Below are 5630 nucleotides of genomic sequence, written 5' to 3' on the forward strand. Positions count from 1 at the left end.
TAAAATAACAGATATTATAGAAAATCCTTATTAAATCATTTAAAAATTTGGTAAAACAATTTTAGAATAAAAAGTTATCTTCTTTTAAAAAGTTAAAATGAAAGCAAACTAAGAGTACCTTTCATTGAAAAGAAATTTGATATAATAAATTTGTATTAAGTATGGCTACTCTTTCGGTTTTTAGAAAGGGGGTTATTAATGGGCAAGATAATTGATTTTATAATTCTTATTTTAGAATTAATAAAAGAGATAATTAAGCTCGTTAATTATCTCATCTAAATCCTTAGAGCATATTATATATATCCGCGCTTAGTCTAAGCTTAATACATTTAGAACACAATAACCGAAAGAGGGCGTGGATTTCGGGTTAAAGAAATTTAAAATTTCTTTAAAAAATATCAAATTATACTCTTTAATTTTAAGTGAAAAAGACAAAATAAATACCATAGAGTGGGTAGAAAACAACTTAGATGAGATCGATGTAAATGCTTTATTTGTTGATTTAAGGAAAGATGTTGAAAAAATAATTATAAATGAGCTTAATTCGTTTAATTATTTAATTTTTAAGGATTAAAACTAAAATTAGTCGTAAAGTGTTTTACAGTATAATCATTCTAAGGCTGATTAACCAAAGGGTTCCCAGCCTTTGATTAATCAAATCTTGCCTTAGAAAGAAGGTGAGAACCTTGAATAATCATATTCTAGTAATTATTATACTATTATGTATAATAATAGTCAAGGCTTATTAGCTTTGATTTCCCCTTTTTTTTAAGATACAGAAACCCTTTGGCGACAATAATATCAAATAATACTCAAAAAATATATTTTTATATAAACTATTCATTTTTATGTAAAAATCCTAAAACATCAGTTTTAAAAAAAAGAAAACCATGAAAGATTTATGCACCCTGTGGGGGTCGGTATTTTTTGATTTAACACCTGCCCTAAAAAACACTTCAAAAACAGCAAAATCAAACTCAACAACAGTCCTATTTCAACTATTTAAAGACTTCAACAATGCAAATAATGAAAACAAGCACATGGATATATTGCTAGATATTGCTTTTTTATTATTGCTAATAAAAATACCACAATCAATAAAATATCCATTGACCCAGATGAGGAATATTTGTTTGAATATATCAATCAAGACTTTTTAGATATTGCTAATAACATACATAATGATTTTAATCAAAACTATGCGCTTATAAAAACTATAAAAATAATTTATAATTTAGGTTACGAGGCTAATGAGTGTCTAAAATTAAGACTAAATAACAATAAAGACTATTCTTCTGCTTTAATTTTTACAGATGATCTTTTAATCTCATGCTAAATAAAGGAATGAAAAATGATTTTTAAGTTTTTAAATTTTGATGATAAAACAGTAAGAATAGTTTATGATGAAAAAGAAGTTTGGCTTAGTTTTAAAGATATACTTTGTGGTATATTAAAGATTAATTCTAATAGCTATTATACTTATCTTTTGGAGCAAAAATTTGGTGAAAAGTGCTACAAACAATACAATGTTAGCTCATCTAAATTAAAAAATAGAATTCCCGTAAAATTCTTTAGCTTAGAACAGTGTATGTATCTTTTAAAGATGATAAATGATAGACAGAAAAAACCTATCAATACTACCCATGTTCAGCAATGGATTAATGAAGTTTTACCTTTACACTTAAAAGATATGCAAACACAAGAAGTAAAAACAGTCAAGGAATTGCCAAAGGTAGATACAAAAAAAGCATTTAAAATAGATATAGTTAAAGAAAAGCAACACACAATAAGCGCAAAAGAATGTATTAGCAAAAAGCAAGATGATGAGTTTATGAACACTACTTTAGTAAAAAATAATGAGCATAAATTTGATGATTTTATAAATGGTAATTCTATTATAAATCCTAATACTAAATATCCTGAATGTAATGGTTTTTCTTACAAAGAATATAACTTAGATATTGTAGTTATTTATAATAAAATATTCTTTTCTTTTGCTTGCGTTAAGAAAATCTTGTCATTAGATAATGATAATTATGAATTAATATATTATCTACAAAGCTTTCAACAAGATGAATTAGAAAAAGCTCAATTTAAAACATTTAAAGAATTTTACCTATATGATTGTGAAGAAGTATATGTAGAATATTACTCTCTTAGAAAACTTATTAGAAAATTCAAAACCAAAGAAGGTTTTAGAATTTTTATCATATATAGATAAAAATATAATACCTAATCTACTCCATAACTACATATATAAAAATAATGAAGAAATTAAGCCCTCATTTAATAATCAAAACAATTTGGAGTTTAACAAAGAAAGGAATCATGAGGGCGAAAATAGCCTATCTTTAAACTTCAATGATAAGCAAGTTAGAATTATAACAAATGAAGATAACGAAACAATGTTTTGCTTAAGTGATATTTGTAAGATTTTAGAAATACAAAATACGACAGATGTTAAAAATGCTATATTAAGGGAATTTGAGCTACCTAGATTAAATCTACATAGCTTTGATACTGGTTTTGGAGTAAAAGAATTTACCATGATAGATGAGGCACAACTTTATTATGTGATGAATAATTCAAGAAGTCCTAAAGCTAAGCCTTTTAGAATGTGGGTAAATAAAGAAGTTTTACCAAGTATTAGAAAACATGGTTATTATAAAAGCAAAGATAGTGATTGCAATCATGATAATAATCTAATAGCTTCTAATATCATTTCACATAAAGAGTCTTTATTGTTAGCTTTAAAATACTTAGATAAAAGCGAATATCTAAGAATGGAAGTAGAAAGATTAAAACTTGAAAATGAAAGATTAAGAAATGTATTTCAAAGAGGAGGCAATTTTCTTTTTACGCAAGTTGCTAAAGTTTGTGATATAAAAGAAGATGAGCTAAGAGATTTATTATTAGGATATAACATCATTTCTTATTTTGATAAAAAGATGATAGCAACAGCTCATGCCATAGAAAATAATTATGCAAAAATGAAACTTACAGATACAAGAGTTAATATGTATGTGCAAGTTGTTTTTACGCCTAAAACTATAAGAAATATTGAAATGTACAAATTGCATGGAGCAAGAGAGGATTTGTTTTTATAACAAGAATTAATCTTGCTAAACCAGTAAATTAATTTTTAAGTTTTAGTGTGTATAATACACACTATAAGGTTTTTAATGAGCAATAAAGATAAGTTAATAAAAGAATTAAAAAACAATCCTAAAAATATTCGCTTTGAAATTCTTAAAAAGCTATTAGAGGATTTCGGTTATGAATGTTTTAATAAAGGAGGATCACACTATCAATTTAGAAAACAAGGGTGTGATTTAATTACTATACCATTTAAACGACCTATAAAGGCAATATATGTAAAAATGGTATTAAAAGCAATCGAAGAGAGTAAAGAATGAAAAATTTAGAATACTACTTGAATTTACCTTATGAAATCATCATTAAAAAATTAAGTGATGAAGATGGGGGAGGATATTTTGCTCGATACAAAGATTTTCCATATATCATGGGAGATGGTGATACACAAATACAAGCTTTAGAAGATGCAAAAGAAGCCTTCAAATCTGCTATTTCTTTAATGCTCGAAAAGGGAGATTATATTAAAGAACCACTTAATGAAGAATCAAAAGTTAGAATTAATATCACATTACCAAAAAGTCTAGTAGAAGCAATAGATCAAGTAAGCAACAATAGAAGTAAATTTTTAGCTGATGTAGCTTTTAGAGCTTTAAGATAAAATAATATTGTTCAAACTTAGCAAATAATATTATATAAAAACAGATATCTTTATAACAAGTCCTCAACCCTGCTAATAATATGAAGGCTTATGTTTTAAGGATAAACTAAGCAGGGTTTTTCTAAAATGTTTTTTAAGAAATTAGAAATTAGCTCTCATCTTAGTTTTTAACAACTAAGATGAGGGTGATTGAAACAATCACGAAAGCTATAATCTCATTCATAGTATCTCCTTTTTAAATAAAATTACCAAATTATATTTAAAAGGAAAATTTCTTACATAAAAGCTTCTTTAAACTTTTTCATTTTTATACAGTTTAAGATTTTTATTATTTTTTTGTGAGTTTTTAAGTTATGTTTTGATTATATTTAATATAATTACCTTATAATTATATTATAATTATAAGGTAAAATATGAATTATGAATGGGATGAAGTAAAAGAGCGATTAAATATCGCTAAGCATAATGTTGATTTTAATGAGGCAAAATCAGTATTTGCAGATGAGTATGGCTTGGTTGTGTTTGATGAAGATCATTCAGATGATGAAGAAAGATTTTACCTTTTAGGAGTTAGTAATAAAGAAAGAATTTTGCTTGTGGTTCATTGCTATAGAGAAGGCGACACAATACGCATTATTTCAGCACGAAAAGCAACTGCAAAAGAAAAAAAACAATACAAGGATCAAAAATGAAAAAAGAAATAGATTTTAAAAATGCAATTAGAAATCCATATGTAGATAAAGAATTAAAAAGACAAGTAACTATCAATTTAAGTGGCAATGTTATTGATTATTTTAAAGAAATGGCTAAGAAAAAAGGTGTACCTTATCAAATTTTAATCAATATTTTTTTAAATGATTGTGTGAATAAAAAATTAGATATTGCAGTAGTTGAATGATTTTGTTTTTATAAAGCAAAGTAAAATTATAATTATTTTTACTTTGCTTTGTGATTAAACAAATTTATTACTTACTAGACTTTTCTCTTATAATCCTTTCTTTTTCACTCATAGGATATTGTTTGTCCCAAGATTCCATAAGTTTTCTTTCTTGATCTGATAATCTAATATTATATGTTTTACTCATGTATAAATAACTTCTTGCAATCCAGCCTTTAGAATAATTAGCAGGATAAAATCTTTTTGCTTTAAAGTCTGTATATACTTTGCAATTTCCATATTGAGTATATTCTAAATTCAAAGGAGCCTCAGCATATCTAAAATTACTTCTATCGCCATTAACTTCACCTATAGCAGGAACTAGGTTTTGTTTATCAGCTTCCATTTTTGCAAAAAGTGGATCATTTTGACAAGCTTTTCTGCCACCTTCTCTCCAGCAAGGTAAATGTTTTCCAAAGTTTTGGGCGCTCATAATATGCTCCCATTCTATGCGTTTTGATCTTTGATTAATTTTACCTTTTTTAGTATATTCATTGCGTGGAGTGTATAAATCACTTTTAACTACTTCAAACTTAGTGTATTTTCCTTTTTTATTTGCTTTAAATGGAACATTACAATAAAAATCATATTGATAAGCACTACCTAAGCTCTCATATAGCTTAACTAATTCTTTTTTGCTTTCATTAAAATTATCACTAGCCAATAAAGATAAAGATGAGAATAATAAAATGGATAAGAGTTTTTTCATTGTTTTTCCTTGTTAGAATAAAAAAGCCAAAGGGTTTCTAATCTTTCCCTCTAATTAAAGAGGGAATCAAAGCTAATAAGCCTTGACTATTATTATACAAATAAGTATAATAATAAAGATTAGATTTTGAAAAGTCAAATTAACTCACCTCATTTCTAAGGCAAGATTTGATTAATCAAAGGCTGGGAACCCTTTGGTTAATCAGCCTTAGAATGATTATACAAAACATT

At 26.0% G+C, this 5630-nt stretch carries 9 protein-coding genes; 8 read left to right on the forward strand and 1 reads right to left on the reverse strand.

Going from position 1 to position 5630, the window contains the following annotated elements; translation table 11 throughout:
- The first annotated feature begins 355 nt into the window (after positions 1-355).
- From L8V85_RS08140 to L8V85_RS08175, 8 genes are all read left to right on the forward strand, one after another.
- On the forward strand, positions 356-574 hold the full coding sequence (locus L8V85_RS08140) for a hypothetical protein (protein ID WP_263737807.1): 219 nt from the start codon (positions 356-358) through the stop codon (positions 572-574).
- A gap of 555 nt (positions 575-1129) precedes the next feature.
- Positions 1130-1336, forward strand: coding sequence for a hypothetical protein (locus L8V85_RS08145; protein WP_263737808.1), 207 nt, complete (start codon positions 1130-1132; stop codon positions 1334-1336).
- Positions 1337-1351: 15 nt separating this feature from the next.
- Positions 1352-2221: a hypothetical protein gene (locus L8V85_RS08150; protein ID WP_263737809.1), complete on the forward strand. Its 870-nt coding sequence runs from the start codon at positions 1352-1354 to the stop codon at positions 2219-2221.
- 82 nt (positions 2222-2303) lie between these two features.
- A complete protein-coding gene (locus L8V85_RS08155) occupies positions 2304-3107 on the forward strand; it encodes a Bro-N domain-containing protein (protein WP_263737810.1) in 804 nt (267 codons plus the stop codon).
- 75 nt (positions 3108-3182) lie between these two features.
- Positions 3183-3416, forward strand: coding sequence for a type II toxin-antitoxin system HicA family toxin (locus L8V85_RS08160; RefSeq protein WP_039667043.1), 234 nt, complete (start codon positions 3183-3185; stop codon positions 3414-3416).
- Positions 3413-3754, forward strand: a complete 342-nt coding sequence (locus L8V85_RS08165) for a type II toxin-antitoxin system HicB family antitoxin (protein ID WP_263658178.1) — start codon at positions 3413-3415, stop codon at positions 3752-3754. The genes L8V85_RS08160 and L8V85_RS08165 overlap by 4 nt, the downstream gene beginning before the upstream one ends.
- Before the next feature lie 413 nt (positions 3755-4167).
- Complete coding sequence (locus L8V85_RS08170) at positions 4168-4446, forward strand: BrnT family toxin (protein ID WP_147574770.1); 279 nt, start codon at positions 4168-4170, stop codon at positions 4444-4446.
- Positions 4443-4652 carry an antitoxin gene (locus L8V85_RS08175; RefSeq protein ID WP_139452091.1) on the forward strand — a complete coding sequence of 70 codons (210 nt, stop codon included), beginning with the start codon at positions 4443-4445 and terminating at the stop codon, positions 4650-4652. Before L8V85_RS08170 ends, L8V85_RS08175 begins: the two co-directional genes overlap by 4 nt.
- Before the next feature lie 67 nt (positions 4653-4719).
- Here the strand turns inward: L8V85_RS08175 and L8V85_RS08180 are convergent, their stop codons facing one another.
- Positions 4720-5400 carry an endonuclease gene (locus tag L8V85_RS08180; RefSeq protein WP_263737811.1) on the reverse strand — a complete coding sequence of 227 codons (681 nt, stop codon included), beginning with the start codon at positions 5398-5400 and terminating at the stop codon, positions 4720-4722.
- Between the last annotated feature and the right edge of the window lie 230 nt (positions 5401-5630).

The sequence above is a fragment of the Campylobacter sp. IFREMER_LSEM_CL2090 genome, from assembly GCF_025771865.1.
Taxonomy (GTDB): Bacteria; Campylobacterota; Campylobacteria; order Campylobacterales; family Campylobacteraceae; genus Campylobacter_D; species Campylobacter_D lari_D.